Consider the following 19,607-nt stretch of genomic DNA (forward strand, 5'->3'; position numbering starts at 1 on the left):
CCGTCTTGTCATTTTTATGGAGTGACGCGTGCATCCGCTCCAATCATTTGAACCGGATCAGGCAACCCATAGTTCAATAATTTGCAGCCTTTTGGAGACAGCGCTACCTTAGTGCCTCGATTTTTGTTTGGCAAGCCGCCTGATGACCTCCAAGAACGATAAAAATACCCGCACCACCGGTCGCCCTACCCTTAACGAAGTTGCCCGCCTGGCCGGCGTCAGCCCGATTACCGCCTCCCGCGCGCTGCGCGGCATCAGCACCGTGGCCACCGAGTTGGTGGAAAAAGTCCAGCACGCCGCTGCCGAACTCAACTACGTGGTCAACCCCGCCGCCCGCGCCCTGGCTTCGGCCCAGAGCCATTCGGTGGTAGTCCTGGTGCCGTCGCTGTCCAACCTGCTGTTTATCGAAACCCTCGAAGCCATCCACCAGGTGCTGCGGCCCAAGGGCTTTGAAGTGCTGATCGGCAACTCCCACTATTCGCGCGACGAAGAGGAAAACCTGCTGCGCAACTACATGGCCTATCAGCCACGGGGGTTGCTGCTGACCGGCTTCGATCGCACCGAAAGCGCCCGACGGATGGTCGAGGCCAGCAATGTGCCATGTGTGTACATGATGGACCTGGACCCCAACGCCGGCGTGAACTGCGTGGGCTTCTCGCAGCTGGCGGCGGGTGAAACCGCGGCCGCACATTTGATCTCCCGCGGGCGCAAGCGCCTGGCGTATATCGGCGCGCAACTGGACCAACGCACCCTGCTGCGTGGCGAAGGCTTCCGCCGCGCGCTGCAACAGGCGGGCCTGTACGACCCGGCGCTGGAACTGCTGACACCACGCCCTTCCTCGGTGGGCCTGGGCGGCGAGCTGTTCCTGCAACTGCTGGCCACCCATCCGGATGTGGATGCGATCTTCTTCGGCAACGACGACCTGGCCCAGGGCGCGCTGCTGGAAGCCATGCGCCACGGCATCAAAGTGCCAGAACGTGTCGCGGTGCTGGGCTTCAACGACTTGCCGGCGTCGTCCTTCATGGTGCCGCGCCTGAGCAGCATCAGTACCCCCAGGGAAGCGATCGGGCGGCGGGCGGCGGAGCATTTGTTGACGATCATGGCGGGCAACAGGATCGCCAAGCCGGTGGTGGACATGGGATTTGAGTTGCAGGTTCGCGAGAGCACGTAGTCCCTCCCACATTTTGACCCCGCCCGCTCGGAGGCATCGCCGTAGCTTCTCCCGCCTGCTAGATTGGCTGTTCTCCATCGCAAGGAAAGCACCATGGCACATTCACTGAAAATCCTGGGTCGCACGTCCTCCATCAACGTGCGCAAAGTGCTCTGGACCTGCCAGGAACTGGGCATCGACTACGTGCGCGAAGACTGGGGCATCGGCTTCCAGCCCACCCAGTCCGCCGAATTCCTCGCCCTGAACCCCAACGCGCAGATACCCGTGCTGATCGACGACCACGGCGTGCTGTGGGAGTCCAATACCATCTGCCGCTACCTCGTGGGGCTTTACCAGCGCCACGACCTGCTGCCCATCGAGCCCGCCCCACGGGCCCGGGTCGAGCAGTGGATCGACTGGCAGGCCGTCGAGCTCAACCGTGCCTGGGGCGATGCTTTCACCGCCCTGGTACGCAATAACCCGGACGGCCTGGACGCGGCGCAGATTGAAGCCGCCGTGCAACGATGGAACGACAAGATGGGCATCCTCGAGCAACAACTGAGCAAAACCGGGGCCTTTGTTGCCGGCGATGAATTCACCCTCGCCGACATCCTCATCGGCCTCTCGGTGCACCGCTGGCAGATGACGCCCATGGCGCGCCCGGCCTACCCCGCCATTGCGGCCTACTACCAGCGCCTCGGCCAGCACCACGGCTTCCAGCTCTTCGCCCTCGACGGGCATAACTAAGGACATGCCCGTGAAAGGACTCAACGTACTGCTCACCGGCGCCTGCGGCAGAATCGGCAAGACGTTTTTCGAAGCCTCGAAAGACCGCTACCGTTTCACCCTCACCGACCGCATCGCGCCTGATTTCGACCTGGGCGAACACCGCTTCGTGCACGCCGACCTCAGCGACAAAGCCAACCTCGCCAGCCTGCTCGAAGGCATCGATGTGATCGTGCACCTGTCGGGCATCCCCCACGCCAGCGCCACGTTCGACGAATTGCTGCCGAACAATATCCTCGCCACCACCTACCTGTTCGAAGCCGCCGTGGCGGCGGGTGTACAGCGCCTGGTGTTCGCCAGCAGCGCACAAACCATCGAAGGCTACCCGGTAGACCGGCAGATCACCCCAGGCATGCAGGTGATGCCGGCCAACCTGTATGGCGTGAGCAAATGCTACGGCGAAGCGCTGTGTGGCTACTACGCGGCGAAAACCCCGCTGTCGACGATTGCCCTGCGCATCGGCGCGTTCGAATTCGTTGAAACCCACGACCTGAACAACGCCCGCGACCTCAGCGCCTGGCTCAGCCCGCGGGATGCCGTGCAGCTGCTGCAGCGTGCAGTGGAGGCCGAGGGCGTGAAACACCTGATCGCCCATGGCATTTCCAATAACCGTTTCAAGCGCCTGGACCTGAGCGAAACCACGCGGGTGTTGGGTTACCATCCGCTGGACGATGCATTTCAGACCTTCGATATCCCCATCACTGACTGAGTTTTCCCCGCCATGCCTGCACTCCCTGCTACAGACGGCATCGACCCGATCCGCGCCGCCCATATCAGCGCGCGTATCGACCGCCTGCCCGCCGTCGCCACGGTCTGGCGCCTTGTAGCGCTGCTGTCGATCGGCGGCTTTTTCGAGCTGTATGACTTGTTCCAGACCGCCTACATCAGCCCCGGCCTGATCAGTGACGGGATTTTCCACACCGGCAGCGAGGGCGTGTTTGGTTTCTCCGACCAGGCGGCGTTCGCCTCGGCGACCTTCCTCGGCCTGTTCCTCGGCGCCAGCCTGCTCAGCCCCATCGCCGACCGCTTCGGGCGCCGGGCGATCTTCACCTTCGCGCTGATCTGGTACACCGTCGCCACGGTATTGATGGGCATTCAGACATCCGCGCTGGGCATTATCGGCATGCGTTTCCTGGTGGGTATCGGCCTGGGCATCGAGCTGGTGACCATCGACGCGTATCTGTCTGAACTGGTGCCCAAGCGCATGCGCAGTTCGGCGTTCGCCTTTGCGTTTTTCATCCAGTTCCTGTCGGTGCCGGCCGTGGCATTGATGTCATGGTGGCTGGTGCCCCAGGCGCCGTTCGGGGTGTCTGGCTGGCGCTGGGTGGTGCTGAGCAGTGCGGTGTTCGCGCTGTTTATCTGGCAACTGCGCAAGCGCCTGCCGGAATCACCGCGCTGGCTGGCGCAGAAAGGTCGCTTCGAAGAAGCCGGCAGGATCATGGACACCCTGGAGGCGCGCTGCCGGAAAGACCATGGCAAACCGCTGGATGAACCCGAACCCGAAGCCGTCAGCGTGCAAGGCAGTGGCCGTTTTGCCGACATCTGGCAACCGCCGTACCGCCGCCGCGCGTTGATGCTGATTGTGTTCCATGTGTTCCAGGCCATCGGCTTCTTTGGTTTCGGCAACTGGTTGCCGGCACTGCTTTCGGGCCAGGGTGTCAGCGTGACCCACAGCTTGCTGTACGCCTTTATCATCACCCTCGCCTACCCGCTGGGGCCGTTGCTGTTTGTGAAGGTGGCCAACCGCTTTGAAAACAAATGGCAGATCGTCGGCTCCGCCATGGGTGCGGTGATCTTCGGCAGCCTGTTCGCGTTGCAGACCACGGCGGTGGGGCTGGTGATCTGCGGGGTGATGATCACCTTCTGCAACGCCTGGCTGAGCTTCAGTTACCACTCCTACCAGAGCGAGCTGTTCCCGACCAATATCCGCGCGCGGGCGGTGGGGTTCTGCTATTCGTTCAGCCGCTTGTCGACGGTGTTCAGCAGCCTGTTGATCGGTTTTATCCTCGAACACCTGGGCACACCCGGTGTGTTGGCGTTTATTGCCAGCAGCATGCTGATCGTGATGATCACCATCAGTTGGTTCGGCCCGCGTACGCGCAACCTGGCCTTGGAACATATCGCCCATTGACGGCAACGGTTGGCCGCCTGCGGGACAATGTTTGCCGCGGCGGCCAGGCCAAATCCAGTCAAACCGGGGTTATCGGACCCGGCATGTTATTTGCTCCCGCTATGGCACCGCACATTTTCCCAGGTGACCGATCATGCTGGTTAACAACAATCCCCAAGCCGTGTCGACCCTTCAAAAGATCACGCGTCCCGACATGGACCCGGCCAACGCCGCCGCCAGCACGCTGTACAGCGGTGCCCTGCAAGCGGCGCAGCAAAGCGTGACCCTGCCGGCCGCGCAGAAGGATCTGGACAAGGCCGGCGATCGCATCGACGAAGCTTTCGCCAAGACCCGCGTGCAGTTGCAGGCCAGCACAGCGGCCACCACGGTGACGACGGATGTCCCCGCCACCAGCTCCGCCCGCGCAGACTTCACCGATTACATGAGCAAAACCCCGGCCGAGCGTATCCGTGAGCAATTGCTCAAGGAACAGGGGTTGACCGAGGCGGATGTGCAGAACATGTCGCAGGAAAAGCAGGACGCCATTTCCAAGCAAGTGGCCGAGCGTTTGAAGCAGCAGCAAGAGCAGCAGGTAGCGGCGAAGACCACTGAACCGCAGGCGCAGGCAGTGAAAGAAACCCTGGCGGCGATCTAAGCCACAGGTGGGACGCCGAGCGTCCCTGGCGGCATTCCCACGCGGGTGCGTGGGAATGATCATTAACTCAGTGACCGAACAGGCCTGTCTCGGTTTTCTTGGCTTTCTTGTCGGCGCGTTTTTCGTCGGCGGTCTTTGCCGGTTTCTTCTTCGCGGCTTTCTTTGAATCCATACCTTTGGCCATGATGCATGCTCCACTTACAGGGGATGTAACACTGGGTATACCACCTATTGCCGCACAGAAGGCGCTTATAATCCCCGGCCCTTGATTATGTTGCCCAAACACCATGCCCGAACTGCACATCGCCCCCCTGGCTGAGCCGCTGTGGCCGCTGCTGAACAAGTTTTATCGCCGTCATGACTCCCCGATGAAGGCGCTCAAGGGCGGGCGTTTGTGGGTAGCGCGCGACAGCGAGATTGTCGCCGGCCTGTGCCTGACACCCGTGGTCGGCGGACAGTGGTTGACCGGCGTGTTTGTCGACCCGGCGTATCGCGGCCAGGGGTTGGCGGGGCGATTGATAGCCGCGGCGGCGGCCGAGGTGCAAGGCACGCTGTGGTTGTTGTGCCATCCGGACCTGGAAGGTTTGTATCAGCGCATGGGTTTCACCCAGGACACGCTATTGCCGCAATCCCTCAGCGAGCGGCTGGTGCGCTACAAGCGCAACAAACCGATGATCGCGATGGGCTTAGATCGTTTAGTGAGGTCGTCCTCGGATAATGTGTGATCGCCCCGTATGGGCCCCATGCTAGCCTCGGCGACACAGTGGCCCACTTTTCGGATGATCATGAAAGCGACCTTTGCAGCTCTGTCCCTTACCGCACTCCTCGTTCCCACGTTCAGCCAGGCCGCCGACGCACCGATCAGCGCCCAGCAATACGCCAGCGTGTTGGCCGGCAATTGGCGCGACCCGGCCAACAGCGCCCGCGACGGCTATCGCCACCCGCAGCAGACCTTGGAATTCTTTGGCCTGGGCGCCAGGCAGACGGTGATCGAAATTACCCCAGGGGGCGGTTGGTACAGCGAACTGCTGGCGCCGTTGCTCAAGGATCACGGGCATTACATCGCCGCCGTGCAAGCGCCAAGCAGCAGCGCCTATGCGCGCACGTCCGAAGAGAACCTGAAAAACAAATTCGCCGCCGACCCGACGCGCTATGCCAAGGCAGTCGTGGTCGAGTTCGACCCCAAGGCACCGGTGTTCGGCAAACCTGCTTCTGCGGACGCCGTGCTGACGTTCCGCAATGTGCATAACTGGGTGCTGGCCGATACCGCCGAGGCCACGTTCCGCGCGTTCTACACGGTGTTGAAACCGGGTGGCGTGCTGGGTGTGGAAGATCACCGGGCCAAGGACGGGGCCGAGCTGGAGGCGATCAAGGACAGCGGTTACCTGACCACCGCCCAGGTGGTGAAACTGGCCACCGATGCGGGGTTCAAGCTGGCAGGACAGAGTGAGGTCAACGCCAACCCGAAGGACACCAAGGATTATCCCGCCGGCGTTTGGACGTTGCCGCCGACGTTGAAATTGGGGGAGCAGGATAAGGCGAAGTATGTGGCGATTGGCGAGTCGGACCGGATGACGTTGCGGTTCGTCAAACCGGCCAAATAACCTGGTCCCGCCCACATTTTGTTCTCAACGGGCCGGCGATTACTCGTCAGCGGTTGGGTCCATGTCGGGAAACATCACTTCAATAAAGCCGAACTTGCTGAAGTCGGTAATGCGCGAGGGGTACAGCCGGCCGATCAGGTGATCGCATTCATGCTGCACCACCCGCGCGTGGAAGCCATCGGCAAAACGTACGATCGGCTCGCCCTTCGGATCAAAACCCTCGTAGCGAATCTGCTGGTAACGGTCCACCGCACCACGCAGTCCGGGCACCGACAGGCAGCCTTCATAGCCTTCTTCCAGCACCGGGCTGAGCGGCGTGATCAACGGGTTGATCAGGATGGTCTGCGGCACCGGCGGCGCATCCGGGTAGCGCTCGCTGGCTTCGAACCCAAAGATCACCAGTTGCAGGTCGACGCCAATCTGCGGCGCGGCCAGGCCGACGCCGCCCACGTGCTCCATGGTCTGGAACATGTCGTCGATCAATTGCCACAGCTCGGGGCTGTCGAACATTTCCGGCGGTACCGGTGGGGCGATACGCAGCAGGCGTTCATCGCCCATTTTCAGGATTTCACGGATCATCGATCAGACTTCATCGGTAGTGGGTTTGGAGTGGTCGCGGCCGAGGCCGGAGACATGTTGTTTTTCGTGCGCGGGCGCGGGCTCATCGAAATCCTTTGCGCCTGGCTCCTTGCCTTCGGCCGACATGTGCTCGATCACGGCATTCATCTCCGCCCCCAGCAACAGCACGGCGGCGGAGATGTAGAAGTACAGGAGCAACACGATGATCGCACCGATGCTGCCATACATGGCGTTGTAGTCGGCGAAGGTTTTGACGTAGTAGCCAAAACCGAGGGAGGCGACGATCCACACCACCACCGCAAGCACCGAACCCGGGGTAATAAAGCGAAATTTCTGCTCCACGTCCGGCATCACGTAATACATGAGGGCCACGGCAAACATCAGCAGGATCACGATCAGCGGCCATCGCACGATGGTCCACAAGGTCACCACGAATTCCTGCATGCCGATCTGGCCGGCCAGCCATTCCATCACCTGCGGGCCGAGCACCATCAGCGCGGCGGCGGCCAGCAGCATGCCGGCGATGCCGATGGTGTAGAAAACCGACAGCGGAAAACGCTTCCAGATCGGCCGGCCTTCCACGACGTCGTACGCGGCGTTCATGGCGCTCATCATCAGGCGCACGCCAGCGGAGGCGGTCCACAGGGCAATCACGATACCCACCGAGAGCAGGCCGCCCTTGGATTGCTGCAACTGGTCGATCACCGGGTTGACCTGCTCCAGGGCCTGGGGCGGCAGCACCAGTTCCGATTGCAGGCGCAGCCAGGTGAAAAAGTCCGGCAGGTGCAGGAAACCGATCAGGGCGATAAGGAACAGCAGGAAGGGAAACAACGAGAACAGCATCTGGTAGGCCAGTGCCGAGGCGTAGGTGGACATCTCGTCATCGACGAATTCCTTGACGGTGCGCACCAGCACTGTGTGGAGCTTGAGACCATCGAGAACCGGAAAAATCATAGCGTCTCCTTTCGCCGCAAAAAGGGGGGTCATGGGCGACTCAGGGGCCGTTTTCTACATCAAGGTAGCCTATTTGGCGACCTTGAAACAATTTCGAAACTTTAATCACTGCATGTGACATAAAAACGGCCATCCGTGGATGGCCGTCCGGCTGCACGATGGCAGTCTTACTTGGTCGCTTTTTTCACCGCGTCCTTGGTGTCGCCCACGGCTTTTTCAACCTGGCCTTTCTTTTCCTGCACGACGCCTTCAGCGCGCAGTTTGTCGTTGCCGGTGACTTTGCCGACGCCTTGCTTGATGTTACCGACGGCTTCGTCTTTCAAACCTTTTGCCTTATCCGCTGTGCTGCCCATGGTATTTCTCCGAAAGAACAATCAAAGGGTTTTGGTCATTACGTAGAGATTGACCCGAGGCCGTTCGGCAGAGTTTCAATTATTTTTCGGTGAACATTTCATCGCCAACGACAGGTTTGGCTTTATGTTTTGCAGCCAACCCACGAGAATGCCCGGCACATTCAGGCTCCAACGCTGAATAACAGATCCCGTAGGAAGGTTATGAAACTCAATAAAGCACAGGCCATCGCCCGCAGAAACCAGGAACTGGGCGGTGCCGTACTCGGCGTCAACAACTGCCACTTCACCGACCTGGACCGCAAACGCAACATCTGGTGGTTCGATCTGCCGGTGGGGCGTATTGCCGTCGGCCAGTACGAGTGGATTCACCTGTTGATGCACAACGCCGAGACCGACCAGCTGCTGCACCTGAAGGTGCCGACCGTGTTCCTGCGTGAAAAGCTCGAGGGGCTGGTGGTGCGCAACGCGGGCAAGCGCAAGCCGGAGATTACCCTGGAGCTGAGCGCGGATAAGGACTCGTTCTTGAAGGATGTGCGGCCGGCGGGTGCGGGTGTGAGCTTCGCGCAGTTCGCCGTGTAAGAACGCGGTCAAAAAAATGTGGGAGGGGGTAAGCCCCTCCCATATTTGGATTGGATTACTTTTTAAGACCGAGTTTCTTCAGTTCTTCATCGCGCAACTCGCGGCGCAGGATCTTGCCCACGTTGGTGGTCGGCAACGCATCGCGGAACTCCACGGCCTTGGGCACCTTGTAGCCGGTGACGTTGGCGCGCATGTGCTCCATGACCTGCTCCTTGGTCAGGGTGGCGCCCGGCTTGACCACGATGAAGAGCTTGATGTGTTCCCCGGATTTTTCATCCGGCACACCGATGGCCGCGCACTGCAGTACGCCCGGCAGGCCCGCCAGCACGTCCTCCAGCTCGTTGGGGTACACGTTGAAACCGGAGACCAGGATCATGTCCTTCTTGCGATCGACGATGCGCATGTAGCCATCCGGCTGGATGATCGCGATGTCGCCGGTCTTCAGCCAGCCTTCGCTGTCGAGCATCTCGGCGGTGGCGTCTTCACGCTGCCAGTAGCCCTTCATCACCTGCGGGCCCTTGACGCACAGTTCGCCGACTTCACCCAGGGCCAGCTCGACACCGTCGTCGGTGATGACCTTGCACAGGGTCGACGGCACCGGAATGCCGATGGTACCGATCTGGATATGCTGGATCGGGTTCACCGTGGCCACCGGGCTGGTTTCGGTCATGCCGTAGCCTTCGCAGATGCCGCAACCGGTCACCGCTTTCCAACGCTCGGCCGCCGCCAGTTGCAGGGCCATGCCGCCCGACAGGGTGACCTTCAGCGCGGAGAAGTCCAGCTTGCGGAAGGCTTCGTTGTTGCACAGCGCCACGAACAGAGTGTTCAGGCCGACAAAGCCGCTGAACTTCCACTTCGACAGTTCCTTGACCATCGCCGGCAGGTCGCGCGGGTTGCTGATCAGGATGTTGTGGTTGCCGATCAGCATCATCGCCATGCAATGAAAGGTGAACGCATAGATGTGGTACAGCGGCAGCGGCGTGATCAGGATCTCGCAACCTTCATTGAGGTTGGAGCCCATCAGCGCCTTGCATTGCAACATGTTGGCGACCAGGTTGCGGTGGGTGAGCATCGCGCCCTTGGCCACGCCGGTGGTGCCACCGGTGTATTGCAATACGGCCACATCGCCGCTGGCCGGGCAGACTTCGTTGACCGCTTGCCCCTGGCCCTTGGCGAGTACGTCGTTGAACTTGATCGCCTTGGGCAAGTGATAGGCCGGGACCATTTTCTTCACGTACTTGATGACGCTGTTGATCAGCAGGCGCTTGAGCGGCGGCAGCAGGTCGGCGACTTCGGTGACGATCACATGCTTGACGGCGGTCTTGGGCACGACCTTTTCCGCCAGGTGGGCCATGTTGGCCAGGCAGACCAGCGCCTTGGCGCCGGAATCATTGAATTGGTGTTCCATTTCCCGCGCGGTGTACAGCGGGTTGGTGTTGACCACGATCAGGCCGGCACGGATGGCGCCGAACACGGCGACCGGGTATTGCAGGACGTTGGGCAACTGCACGGCAATGCGATCGCCGGGCTTCAAGTCGGTATGCTGTTGCAGGTACGCGGCGAAGGCGCCGGACAGTTCGTACAATTCACCGTAGGTGATCGTCTTGCCCAGGTTGCTGAAGGCCGGTTTGTTGGCGAAGCGCTGGCAGGACTGCTTCAATACCGCCTGAATATTCGGATACTCGTCTGGATTGATTTCTGCAGCAATCCCGGCGGGGTACTTATCCTTCCAAAAGTCTTCGTGCATGGAAGCCCACTCCTCAGCGACGCGAATTCATCATCGCATTTGATGCGATTATTATTGGTGTATGTTTTTTTTTGGTGAATCTGGCGCTTTCAAGCAGGCCTAGACGTCACAAAGCGCGCCGAGAGTAGCAGCTTTGCCAAGGGCCGACTAGAGCCTAAAGAGGGCCCCGCAGTCATAATCACGACTGTCCTACAATATTTGGTCACACTTTAAACAGAAGTGAAATACGTTGATGAAAGGCTCTGGAATAAGGCCTTCAGGACGACACACGATAAATGTGGGAGGGGGCAAGCCGAATCGTCGCACCGCGACTCCCACATTTTTACCGAATCCACATCAGGCGATGTCGCGTAGTTCCCTGCGCAGGATCTTCCCTACCGGCGTCATCGGTAACGAGTCGCGCAAGACAATGTGCTTGGGCACCTTGTAACCCGTGAAGTTGGTCTTGCAGTACGCCTTCAACTCCTCAAGGCTCACCCCTTCTGCGCGCGCCACCACGAACAGCTTCACCGCCTCCCCCGTGCGCTCGTCCGGCACGCCGATCACCGCGCAGTTGGCCACGGCCGGATGGGCCATCACCACGTCCTCGATTTCGTTGGGGTACACATTGAAACCCGAGACGATGATCAAATCCTTCTTGCGGTCGACAATGCGCACAAACCCATCTTCGTCGATCACCGCGATGTCACCGGTCTTCAGCCAGCCTTCGGCGTCCAGGGCCTCAGCAGTGGCCGCCGGTTGCTGCCAATAGCCCTTCATCACCTGCGGGCCCTTGATACACAACTCACCGCGCTCGCCCAGGGGCAGCTCGGTGCCTTCGTCATCAATGACCTTCATCGCCGTGGCGGGCACCGGGATGCCCACGGTACCCAGGCGTGATTTGTTGCCGTAGGGGTTGGTGCTGGCCACCGGCGAGGTTTCCGTCAGGCCATAGCCCTCGCCGATCGAGCAGCCGGTGATCTGCTCCCAGCGTTCGGCCGTGGCCTTGATCAGGGCCGTGCCACCAGAGTTGGTGAGCTTGAGGTGGGAGAAATCCAGGTTCTTGAACTCCGGGTGGTCCATCAACGCCACAAACAGCGTGTTGAGCCCCAGCAGCCCGGTAAAGCGCCACTTTTTCAGCTCCTTGATAAACCCGCCGATGTCCCTGGGGTTGGTGATCAGTACATTGTGGTTACCCGAGACCATCATGCACATGCAGTTCGCGGTGAAGGCATAGATATGGTACAGCGGCAGCGGCGCGATCATCACCTCCTGCCCTTCCTTGATCAGTGGGTGGCCGTCATCGCCGGTCTGGGACATACAGGCGCGCACCTGTTGCATGTTCGCCACCAGGTTGCCATGGGTGAGCATCGCGCCCTTGGCCAGGCCGGTGGTGCCGCCGGTGTATTGCAGCACGGCAATATCGTCCAGGTTCACCGGATGGCGCGTCACGCCGAGGCCCGCGCCCATGCGCAGGGCGCGCTTGAACGACACCGCACGCGGCAGGTGGTAGGCCGGGACCATCTTCTTGACCTTGTCGACCACGGTGTTGACCAGCCAGCCTCTGGCGGCGGGCATGAAGTCGCCCATCCTGGCTTCGATCAGGTAGTCGATCTCGGTGTCTGTACACACGTCCTGCACCCGCGAACCGAACAGGTTGAGGTAGACCAGGGCACGCACGCCGGCGTCCTTGAACTGGTGGCGCATCTCGCGCGGGGTGTAGAGCGGGTTGGTGTTGACCACGATCAGCCCGGCGCGCAGTGCGCCGAACACGGCAATCGGGTAGTGCAGCACGTTGGGCATCTGTACGGCGATGCGCTCGCCGGGCTTGAGGTCGGTGTGCTGCTGCAGGTAGCCGGCGAACGCCGCACTCTGGCGCTCAAGCTCGGCGTAGGTCAGGGTGACGCCCATGTTGCTGAATGCCGGACGGTCGGCAAAGGCCTTGCACGAGCGCTCGAAGACTTCGATTACCGACTTGTAGGCCGACAGGTCGATGTCATTGGGAACGCCCGCCGCGCGTTTGTCATTCCAGAAATCAGGTTGCATTATTCTTGTCCCCTTACCTGAAGGTGTCCGGCCGCTTTTATAGAAAGCGGAGCTTGGGGGACGTTAGCAGCTATGGCCAAACAGGCAAATACAGCAAATTGCGTCATTGATTGTATGAATCTTGTCCCTGATGCGCAGGCAGATACCCCGTCGCCTGACAGATGAGCTATACACTGCAACAACGTCGATCAGACCTTGAGCAGACCTTGAGAAAGGGAACCCCATGAACCACAGCACCTTCTGGCTGACCGCGAATGACCGCAGCCGCCTGTACGTCAATCATTGGATGCCCGACGGGCCGGCCAAGGCGGTGGTCATGCTGTCCCACGGCATGGCGGAGCACAGCGGGCGCTATGCGCGGCTGGCCGAAGCCTTGTGCAGTGCAGGCTATGGCGTGTATGCGCCGGACCAGCGTGGCCACGGCCGCACCGCCGACGAAGGTACGCTGGGCCTGTATGCCGAAAAGGACGGCTGGAACAAAGTGGTGGGCGACCTGGCCAGCCTCAACCAGCACATCGGCCAGCAGCATCCGGGGCTGCCGATCATTTTGCTCGGCCACAGCATGGGCAGCTATATCGCCCAGGCCTACCTGCTGCACCACAGCGCCAGCCTGCATGGAGCGATTCTCAGCGGTTCGAATTTCCAGCCGGTGGCGCTGTACCGCGCCGCACGGCTGATCGCTCGCGCCGAACGCCTGCGCCAGGGTGTCCGTGGGCGCAGTGCGTTGATCGAGTTCCTGTCCTTCGGCTCGTTCAACAAGGCATTCAAGCCCAACCGCACCGCGTTCGACTGGCTCAGCCGTGACCCGAACGAAGTCGACAAATACATCAACGATCCACTCTGCGGTTTCCGCTGTACCAACCAACTATGGATCGATCTGCTCGGCGGCTTGCAGCAAATCAGCAAAGCGTCCAATCTCGCCCAGATCGATCCGGGCCTGCCGATCCTGGTGATGGGCGGCGAATGTGATCCGGTCAGTGAGGGCAAGCGTCTCAAAAGCCTGGCCCATGCCCTGCGTGAGGCCGGCAGCCAGCACCTGCAACTGAATATCTACCCGCAGGCACGTCACGAAGTGTTCAACGAAACCAATCGCGACGAAGTCACCGCCGATGTGCTGAGGTGGCTCGACCAGGCCCTGACCTTGCGCAGGCCGGCCCACTGCGAATAAATTTACGTTTAAAATCAGATAGTTAAATTACCGATTAGCCACAGGATGCACCTTTAGATGACCCAGGTAACCAACACCCCGTACGAAGCCCTTGAAGTCGGCCAGACCGCCAGCTACAGCAAGACCGTCGAAGAGCGTGATATCCAGCTGTTTGCCGCCATGTCCGGCGACCACAACCCGGTGCACCTGGATGCCGAATACGCCAAGGCGACCATGTTCAAGGAGCGTATCGCCCACGGTATGTTCAGCGGCGCCCTGATCAGCGCAGCCGTTGCGTGTGAGCTGCCCGGGCCGGGCACTATCTATATCGGCCAGCAGATGACCTTCCAGAAGCCGGTGAAAATCGGCGATACCCTGACCGTGCGCCTGGAAATCCTCGAGAAGCTGCCGAAGTTTCGCGTACGTATTGCCACCCGTGTGTTCAACCAGCGCGATGAGCTGGTCGTGGATGGCGAGGCGGAAATTCTTGCACCACGCAAGCAGCAGATCGTGACCTTGACCGAGCTGCCGCCGATCAGCATTGGCTGAGTACGGTTTTCAAGGCCAACACCCTGCAAATGTGGGAGGGGGCTTGCCCCCGATGGCGGTGTGTCAGTCATTGAAATATCGACTGATCCACCGCTATCGGGAGCAAGCCCCCTCCCACATGTGTTACACAGCAGCGCTTAGGACTGAGCGCGAGCCTGGTTACGCAGGGCTTTTACCTGGTCGTGATTGCGTTGCACGCCGTGGTACTGACGCTCAACCAGGTCACGAATGCCCAGCAGGTTGTGCTTGTTGATCTTCTCGATGGCTTCTTTGTAAGCCTTCAGTGCGTGGTCTTCGCCGCGCTCGGCTTCGTTCAGCACAGCCTCTTCGTCCTTACCGGTCAGCATCGACTTCACGTCGACCCAGCCACGGTGCAGGGCGCCGGCTACGCTGCCGGAGTCTTCCGGATCACCGCCCAGGGCACGCACGGCGGTCTTCAATTCGGCGGCAGCGGTAGCGCAGTCAGCGGAACGCTTGGCAAACAGCGCCTTGAGTTCCGGATGCTTGATGTCTTCTGCGCATTCCTTGAAGCCTTTCTGGCCGTCGATGCTGGTCTCGATCAGGTCGTTCAGTACGGAGATCGATTCTTTGTTGATGTCAGTCATTTTTCAATTCCTTAGGCAGGTGAAGAAGGGTTGTCTTAATGATTGCAGCGCTCGTGCCAGGTTTTGAAAAATTACTTTTATGTTTATTTTCAATAACTTAAAAATATTTGAACCATCTGTATGTACGTTATTTGCATGATCTGTCATTTGGCCTTCATGCAGAATGCCTGTATTTTCGAAGACCTCGCCTCACTTCACATGAAGCCCATGAATCCCGAAAAACTCGAACTGCTGATCACCCGCGAAATGCCCTTCGGCAAATACAAGGGCCGGATCATCGCCGACCTGCCGGGTCCCTACCTGAACTGGTTCGCCCGCGAAGGCTTTCCCCACGGCGAACTGGGCGGGTTGCTGGCATTGATGCAGGAAATCGACCACAACGGCTTGTCCGAATTGTTGGAACCGCTGCGCGTTAAACACGGCAAACCCGCCCCCCGCCATTAAGAGACTCACCATGCCAAGGAATGCCGACAACGAACCTCACTGGCAGGCCATCGCCCAGCGCTATGCGCTGGAGCCCGGCCCGATCAACCTGGAGAACGGCTACTTCGGGCGTATGAGCCGCGAGGTGCAGGCGCAGTACCTGGAGCACGTGGCTTTTATCAACCGCAGCAACTCGCTGTATGTGCGCCAGCGCTTCGAGCAAGGTGAAAACGTCGAGATCCGTCGCCAACTGGCGGGCCTGATCGACGTCGACCCCGAGGCAGTCGCCTTTACCCGCAACGCCACCGAAGCCTTGCAGTCGCTGATCCGCAACTACAACCGCCTGCAACCCGGCGATCAGGTGCTGATCAGCGATCTGGAATACGACACCGTCAAAGGTGCGATGCGCTGGTTGGCGGGTGTTCGCGGTGTAGAAGTGATCGAGTTGTCCCACACTCATCCGGCCAGTTTCGACAGCCTGGTGCAGACCTATCGCGATGCGTTCGCCCGGTACCCGCGCCTGAAGCTGATGGCACTCACCCATGTGACCCACCGCACCGGCCTGGTGATGCCCGTAGAGGCCATCGCCAAGGCCGCGCGTGAGCATGCCATCGACGTGATCCTCGACGGCGCCCATGCACTGGGCCAGATCGAGTTCAACCTCGCCGAACTGGGCATTGCGTTCGCCGGCTTCAACCTGCACAAATGGATCGGCGCGCCGCTGACCCTGGGGTTCCTCTATATCGCCCCCGAATGCCTGGCTGATATTGATCCGGACATGGGCGAGTTCCACTACCCCGCCACCGACGTGCGTGCGCGTACGTCGTACAGCACGCCGAATTTCCCCGCGTTAATGACGTTGCCGTTGGTGCTTGAAGAACATCGCGCCATGGGCGGCGCGGCGGCCAAGGGTGCGCGGGTCAGTTATCTGCGGGATGTATGGGTGAGCCAGGTGCGACCGTTGCCGGGGATCGAGGTGCTGACGCCGGATGATCCCCGGCTGTATTGCGGGATCACGGCATTCAAGTTCAGCGGGCGGGATCAGCAGGTGATGGTGGATCGCATGCTCAACGACTATGGGCTGTTCACTACTACGCGCACCGGTACGGCGTTTGGTACCTGTATCCGCGTGACACCGGGGTTGGTGACGTCGGCGGAGGACATCAATGTTCTGGTCAATGCCATTACCGAGCTAAGCAGAGATTAAAGGTGGGCCTCAGGTTTTTACCGGCAAAAAAAAGCGGTACACCGACCAAGTGCACCGCAAAAATGCCGTTAAGCACAGCAACAACGATTCGATGAATCAGATCAATCCAGCAGCGCCAGCGCCTGCGCGGTGACTTCCTGGATGCGGGCCCAATCGCCGTTCTTGACCCACTCCGGGTCAAGCATCCAGCTACCGCCCACGCACATCACGTTTTTCAACGCCATGTAGCTTTTGATATTGGCCGGGCCGACGCCGCCGGTCGGGCAGAATTTCACTTCGCCGAACGGGCCGCCCAGGGCCTTGATCGCGGCAACACCGCCGCTGACTTCAGCCGGGAACAGTTTGAAGCGACGGTAGCCCAGGCCGTAGCCTTCCATGATGCCGGAGGCGTTGCTGATGCCTGGCAGCAGCGGGATCGGGCTGTGCACCGAGGCTTCCAGCAGGTCACGGGTAATGCCGGGGGTGACGATAAATTGCGAACCGGCGACTTCCGCCGCTTCAAGCATATGGCGGTCGAGTACGGTGCCGGCGCCGGTGCACAGTTCAGGCCGCTGCTCACGCAGCACCTGAATGGCCTTGAGGCCGAACTCGGAACGCAAGGTCACTTCCAATGCGGTCAAACCACCGGCTGCCAGGGCATCGGCCAGCGGCAGGATGTCCTGCTCGCGAGCGATGGTGATCACCGGCAGGATCCGCGCCTTGGCGCAGAGGCTGTCGATCAGGGCAACTTTATCCGCCATGGACACGGTCGGTTGAGGGCTTTTCATAGCGGCTGATCCTTGGCTCATGGGCACCAGTAAATCTCTAAAGTAGGTTGCAAAAACGCGCGAATCGGCATGGCAGCAACGTCGTCACTGGCCAGCGCGGCGCTCAAGGTGGTCAATTTCGAACTGCCGGAAATCGACAGCGCGGTGTAGTGGGCCGTGGCCAGCAATGCGCGACTCATGGTCAGGCGCTGGTGCGGCACGGTCGGCGCCAGCATCGGCCAGCAACGGCGGGTACCGTCGGCCTGCAGTGCAGCGGCGAGGTTCGGGCTGTTGGGAAACAGCGATGCGGTGTGGCCGTCATCGCCCATGCCCAGCACCAGCACATCAATGGCCGGCAGCTCGGCCAGCAGGCGATCGGCCTGCTCGGCAGCGTCTTCAAGGTTGGCGGCGGCGCTGTACAGGCTGAGGAACCTGGCCTTGGCCGCCGGGCCTTGCAACAGGTGCTGCTTCAACAGGCCGGCATTGCTGTCGGCGTGTTCCACCGGCACCCAGCGCTCATCGGCCAGGGTGATGGTGACCTTGGACCAGTCCAGGCCTTGCTTGGCCAGGTTCTGGAAAAACGCCACGGGGCTGCGGCCACCGGACACCACCAGGGTCGCCTCGCCACGGGCACTGATGGCCGCGCGCAGTTGCTCGGCCACGTCGTTGGCCAGGCCGTCCGCCAGCAGCACAGGCGTGCGGTACTCGTGGGCAGTCACGCCCCGAGGCAGTTTCAATTCAGATATCGCCATACCAAGACCTCCCATCCCGCGTGATCAGTGCAATCGAGCTCATCGGCCCCCAGGACCCCGCCGCATACGGCTTGGGCGCATCACCGGATTTTTTCCACCCGGCGATCAACTGGTCACACCACTTCCACGCGGCTTCGATTTCATCTTTGCGAACAAACAGGTTCTGATTGCCGCGCATCACTTCCAGCAACAACCGCTCGTAGGCATCGGGGATGCGTGCGCTGCGGTAGGTGTCGGAAAAATTCAGTTGCAGAGGCCCGCTGCGCAGTTGCATGCCCTTGTCCAGGCCCTGCTCCTTGGTCATCACGCGCAAGGAAATGCCTTCGTCCGGCTGCAGGCGGATGATCAACTTGTTGCTGATCTGCAAGCGCTGCTCGGGGGCGAAGATGTAATGAGACGGTTCCTTGAAGTGAATGACGATCTGCGACAGCTTCTGCGGCATACGCTTGCCGGTACGCAGGTAGAACGGCACCCCGGCCCAACGCCAGTTACGGATATCGGCCCGCAGCGCGACGAAGGTTTCGGTGTCGCTCTGGGTGTTGGAATTCTCTTCTTCCAGGTAACCCGGCACCGGCTTGCCGGCGCTGTAGCCGGCGATGTACTGGCCACGCACCACTTGAGTGGTAAGGCCATCCGGGCTGATCGGCGCCAGGGCCTTGAGCACCTTGACCTTCTCGTCACGGATGCTGTCGGCGGACAGGTCGGCCGGCGGGTCCATGGCGATCAGGCAAAGCAGCTGCAGCAAGTGGTTCTGGATCATGTCGCGCAGCTGGCCAGCCTTGTCGAAATAGCCCCAACGGCCTTCGATACCGACCTGTTCGGCCACGGTGATTTCCACGTGGGAGATGTAGTTCTGGTTCCACTGGGTTTCGAACAGGCTATTGGCGAAACGCAGGGCGATCAGGTTCTGGACGGTCTCTTTGCCCAGGTAGTGGTCGATACGGTAGGTGCGGTTTTCCGGGAAGAACTGCGCCACGGCATCGTTGACCTTGCGCGAGGATTCCAGGTCCGAACCGATGGGTTTCTCCAGCACGACGCGGGTGTTTTCCGCCAGGCCGACCTTGGACAGGTTCTCGCAGATCGCACCGTACACCGCCGCAGGCGTGGCGAAGTAGGCAATCAGGCGTTGCTCGGTGCCGGCCTTTTCCGCCAGGGCCACGTAGTCATCGGCTTTCATGAAGTCGACGTGGACATAGGTCAGGCGCGCCAGGAAGCGCTGGGCGATGCTCTCGTCCAGTTCCTTGCCGACGTATTTACGCAATTCTTTTTCGATATGGGCCAGGTGTTGCTGCTCGGAACCGGCTTCCCGGGCCAGGGCCAGGATACGGGTATCGTCGTGCAGCAGCCCGGCGCCATCCAGCTGATAGAGGGCAGGAAATAACTTGCGCAGCGCCAGATCACCCAAGGCGCCAAACAGGGCAAAGGTGCAGGGTTCTACGGTTATCGAAGGCATGATGTTTGTTCTTTTATCAAGTTAAGCTACAAATACCTTTTTTCAAGGCATCACTCAAGGAAAAATGTAGTAATAACCACAACATTTTCCGGAAATACGCATTCCGAGTGGTGGTGTTCAGCTACCCTCAGTAGGATAGGCCACCGCAAAAGGCCACTCGTCGATTGGTTGCCACCCTTTTAT

The 19,607-nt window shown here is 60.4% G+C and carries 21 protein-coding genes; 12 read left to right on the plus strand and 9 right to left on the minus strand.

Annotation, left to right across the window (positions count from 1 at the left end):
- The first annotated feature begins 139 nt into the window (after window positions 1-139).
- From J1N02_RS06830 to J1N02_RS06860, 7 genes are all read left to right on the plus strand, one after another.
- On the plus strand, window positions 140-1,171 hold the full coding sequence (locus J1N02_RS06830; RefSeq protein WP_027605612.1) for a LacI family DNA-binding transcriptional regulator: 1,032 nt from the start codon (window positions 140-142) through the stop codon (window positions 1,169-1,171).
- A gap of 93 nt (window positions 1,172-1,264) precedes the next feature.
- Window positions 1,265-1,897: a glutathione S-transferase family protein gene (locus J1N02_RS06835; protein ID WP_027605611.1), complete on the plus strand. Its 633-nt coding sequence runs from the start codon at window positions 1,265-1,267 to the stop codon at window positions 1,895-1,897.
- A gap of 10 nt (window positions 1,898-1,907) precedes the next feature.
- Complete coding sequence (locus J1N02_RS06840; RefSeq protein ID WP_027605610.1) at window positions 1,908-2,645, plus strand: NAD-dependent epimerase/dehydratase family protein; 738 nt, start codon at window positions 1,908-1,910, stop codon at window positions 2,643-2,645.
- A gap of 12 nt (window positions 2,646-2,657) precedes the next feature.
- Window positions 2,658-4,067 (plus strand): MFS transporter, encoded by a 1,410-nt coding sequence (locus tag J1N02_RS06845; RefSeq protein ID WP_027605609.1) that lies wholly within the window; start codon window positions 2,658-2,660, stop codon window positions 4,065-4,067.
- A 133-nt stretch (window positions 4,068-4,200) separates the two neighbouring features.
- Complete coding sequence (locus J1N02_RS06850; protein ID WP_092358428.1) at window positions 4,201-4,701, plus strand: hypothetical protein; 501 nt, start codon at window positions 4,201-4,203, stop codon at window positions 4,699-4,701.
- A gap of 287 nt (window positions 4,702-4,988) precedes the next feature.
- Window positions 4,989-5,426 (plus strand): GNAT family N-acetyltransferase, encoded by a 438-nt coding sequence (locus J1N02_RS06855; RefSeq protein WP_027605607.1) that lies wholly within the window; start codon window positions 4,989-4,991, stop codon window positions 5,424-5,426.
- 60 nt (window positions 5,427-5,486) lie between these two features.
- The gene (locus J1N02_RS06860; RefSeq protein WP_027605606.1) at window positions 5,487-6,305 is read left to right on the plus strand and encodes a class I SAM-dependent methyltransferase; all 819 of its coding nucleotides are present in this window, start codon (window positions 5,487-5,489) and stop codon (window positions 6,303-6,305) included.
- 39 nt (window positions 6,306-6,344) lie between these two features.
- On the opposite strand, the gene def is transcribed toward J1N02_RS06860, so the two are convergent.
- The 3 genes from def to J1N02_RS06875 form a co-directional block, all read right to left on the minus strand.
- Window positions 6,345-6,884, minus strand: a complete 540-nt coding sequence (def, locus tag J1N02_RS06865) for a peptide deformylase (RefSeq protein WP_027605605.1) — start codon at window positions 6,882-6,884, stop codon at window positions 6,345-6,347.
- Between the two features lie 3 nt (window positions 6,885-6,887).
- Window positions 6,888-7,838, minus strand: a complete 951-nt coding sequence (locus J1N02_RS06870) for a YihY/virulence factor BrkB family protein (protein ID WP_027605604.1) — start codon at window positions 7,836-7,838, stop codon at window positions 6,888-6,890.
- Window positions 7,839-8,005: 167 nt separating this feature from the next.
- Window positions 8,006-8,191, minus strand: a complete 186-nt coding sequence (locus J1N02_RS06875) for a CsbD family protein (protein WP_016973106.1) — start codon at window positions 8,189-8,191, stop codon at window positions 8,006-8,008.
- A gap of 201 nt (window positions 8,192-8,392) precedes the next feature.
- Between J1N02_RS06875 and J1N02_RS06880 the strand changes: the two genes are divergently transcribed.
- A complete protein-coding gene (locus J1N02_RS06880) occupies window positions 8,393-8,770 on the plus strand; it encodes a hypothetical protein (RefSeq protein ID WP_027605603.1) in 378 nt (125 codons plus the stop codon).
- A gap of 55 nt (window positions 8,771-8,825) precedes the next feature.
- Here J1N02_RS06880 and fadD1 read toward each other — a convergent pair whose 3' ends face one another.
- Both fadD1 and fadD2 read right to left on the minus strand, forming a co-directional pair.
- A complete protein-coding gene (gene fadD1 / locus J1N02_RS06885; RefSeq protein ID WP_027605602.1) occupies window positions 8,826-10,517 on the minus strand; it encodes a long-chain-fatty-acid--CoA ligase FadD1 in 1,692 nt (563 codons plus the stop codon).
- Window positions 10,518-10,853: 336 nt separating this feature from the next.
- A complete protein-coding gene (fadD2, locus tag J1N02_RS06890; protein ID WP_027605601.1) occupies window positions 10,854-12,542 on the minus strand; it encodes a long-chain-fatty-acid--CoA ligase FadD2 in 1,689 nt (562 codons plus the stop codon).
- A 223-nt stretch (window positions 12,543-12,765) separates the two neighbouring features.
- On the opposite strand from fadD2, the gene J1N02_RS06895 reads away from it, so the two are divergent.
- Together J1N02_RS06895 and J1N02_RS06900 are read left to right on the plus strand one after the other, a co-directional pair.
- Entirely contained in the window at window positions 12,766-13,710 is a 945-nt protein-coding gene (locus tag J1N02_RS06895) for a lysophospholipase (RefSeq protein WP_421147240.1), read from the plus strand.
- Between the two features lie 57 nt (window positions 13,711-13,767).
- The gene (locus J1N02_RS06900) at window positions 13,768-14,238 is read left to right on the plus strand and encodes a MaoC family dehydratase (protein WP_027605599.1); all 471 of its coding nucleotides are present in this window, start codon (window positions 13,768-13,770) and stop codon (window positions 14,236-14,238) included.
- A gap of 137 nt (window positions 14,239-14,375) precedes the next feature.
- On the opposite strand, the gene J1N02_RS06905 is transcribed toward J1N02_RS06900, so the two are convergent.
- Window positions 14,376-14,843 (minus strand): ferritin-like domain-containing protein, encoded by a 468-nt coding sequence (locus J1N02_RS06905; RefSeq protein WP_010208206.1) that lies wholly within the window; start codon window positions 14,841-14,843, stop codon window positions 14,376-14,378.
- 207 nt (window positions 14,844-15,050) lie between these two features.
- On the opposite strand from J1N02_RS06905, the gene J1N02_RS06910 reads away from it, so the two are divergent.
- Window positions 15,051-15,287: a DUF3820 family protein gene (locus tag J1N02_RS06910; RefSeq protein ID WP_017139191.1), complete on the plus strand. Its 237-nt coding sequence runs from the start codon at window positions 15,051-15,053 to the stop codon at window positions 15,285-15,287.
- A 10-nt stretch (window positions 15,288-15,297) separates the two neighbouring features.
- A complete protein-coding gene (locus tag J1N02_RS06915; protein ID WP_146477332.1) occupies window positions 15,298-16,473 on the plus strand; it encodes an aminotransferase class V-fold PLP-dependent enzyme in 1,176 nt (391 codons plus the stop codon).
- 101 nt (window positions 16,474-16,574) lie between these two features.
- Here the strand turns inward: J1N02_RS06915 and J1N02_RS06920 are convergent, their stop codons facing one another.
- From J1N02_RS06920 to zwf, 3 genes are read right to left on the minus strand one after another with little or no spacing between them, the layout of a single operon-like run.
- Window positions 16,575-17,240 carry a bifunctional 4-hydroxy-2-oxoglutarate aldolase/2-dehydro-3-deoxy-phosphogluconate aldolase gene (locus J1N02_RS06920; RefSeq protein ID WP_026067364.1) on the minus strand — a complete coding sequence of 222 codons (666 nt, stop codon included), beginning with the start codon at window positions 17,238-17,240 and terminating at the stop codon, window positions 16,575-16,577.
- Between the two features lie 17 nt (window positions 17,241-17,257).
- Entirely contained in the window at window positions 17,258-17,971 is a 714-nt protein-coding gene (gene pgl, locus J1N02_RS06925; RefSeq protein WP_027605597.1) for a 6-phosphogluconolactonase, read from the minus strand.
- Window positions 17,958-19,424 carry a glucose-6-phosphate dehydrogenase gene (gene zwf, locus J1N02_RS06930; protein ID WP_027605596.1) on the minus strand — a complete coding sequence of 489 codons (1,467 nt, stop codon included), beginning with the start codon at window positions 19,422-19,424 and terminating at the stop codon, window positions 17,958-17,960. Before zwf ends, pgl begins: the two co-directional genes overlap by 14 nt.
- Window positions 19,425-19,607 lie beyond the last annotated feature (183 nt).

This window comes from Pseudomonas sp. NFX5, from assembly GCF_049132125.1.
Taxonomy (GTDB): Bacteria; Pseudomonadota; Gammaproteobacteria; order Pseudomonadales; family Pseudomonadaceae; genus Aquipseudomonas; species Aquipseudomonas marginalis.